Consider the following 1,076-nt stretch of genomic DNA (forward strand, 5'->3'; position numbering starts at 1 on the left):
GAGACGGAACCATCACCAGCGGCTACTTGCGGTTCGAGGACCCGGATCGTGGCTTGCGCTGACCCGCCCCGGCGCCGGGACGGGTTCCGGATCTGCCGCGAGGCGCGCGCCCGCCGAGCTGGCCTGACTGCCGTCCGGACGTGCCGATGTGAGTGCGTTAGGTGATACCGCACGCTGCGACGAGCGGGCGTCAGCCGTTGCCGTGCTGCCGTTCCTGCTCCGCCAGAGCAGCCGCTGCCCTTTCCAGGTCGTGGTGAGGAAACACAGGGATGCCCCGGCGGCGCAACGCCTCGGCCGCGACGCCACGCCCAGCGACGGAGTTACCGATGTGGATCACGTCGCCGGGGCCCAGGCCGAGGCGGGCCAGCGCGAGCTGGAACGGTTCGGGGCGGGGCTTGTATGCGCGGGCTTCTTCGCTGGTCACCGTTGCGGCGACGGCGATGCCGTGCCACCGCAGCACCGCCGTCAGGTCGTCCTGGTCGACGTCGGAGACCAAGCACACCGGCACCTTCACAGCATCGAGGAACGGCCGGCTGTCGTCGTACAACGGTGGATGACGCCAGGAGTGCAGCTGCTTGCGGCAGATCGGCTCAAGCTCCACGGATGCCCCGAAGTTCGCCACAGCCTCGGTGAGGCTGCCGAGCGTCAGGTCTGCGAGCGTACGAAAATCGGCCCCATACGCCATTTCGGCGCTGGCCTCCAGCCGTCGGGACCACTCTGCCGCGATAGCAGACGGATCGACTGCGATCAAATCTGCTACCTGCACACAGACGTCATTAACCGCGCTCTCATCATCCTGTACGAGCGTGCCGTACAGGTCCAGCAAGATCGCCTGATACACGGTGAGACGCTACCCGACTGGATCTGACCCCGGTCGGTCGCCAGGCGCCCCTCGTATCGAAGCCGCCATCACAGACCGGCACAGCCGGCACCTTCATGCGTACGCTCTTCTGCCGCGAGGCGCGCGCCCGCCGAGCTGGCCTGAGTGCCGTCCGGACGTGCCGACGAGCGATGCGGAGGTCGGGTCTGGCCGGTGTCAGTCACAGCAGGCCGCGCTCGCGTAGCCGGGCGAGCCG

The 1,076-nt window shown here is 68.3% G+C and carries 1 protein-coding gene; it reads right to left on the reverse strand.

Annotated features, from left to right (window positions below; genetic code table 11):
- Positions 1-190: 190 nt before the first annotated feature.
- Positions 191-841: an HAD family hydrolase gene (locus KBX34_RS33130; protein ID WP_307871557.1), complete on the reverse strand. Its 651-nt coding sequence runs from the start codon at positions 839-841 to the stop codon at positions 191-193.
- Positions 842-1,076 lie beyond the last annotated feature (235 nt).

The sequence above is a fragment of the Micromonospora sp. M61 genome, assembly GCF_018070245.1.
GTDB lineage: Bacteria > Actinomycetota > Actinomycetes > Mycobacteriales > Micromonosporaceae > Micromonospora > Micromonospora zamorensis.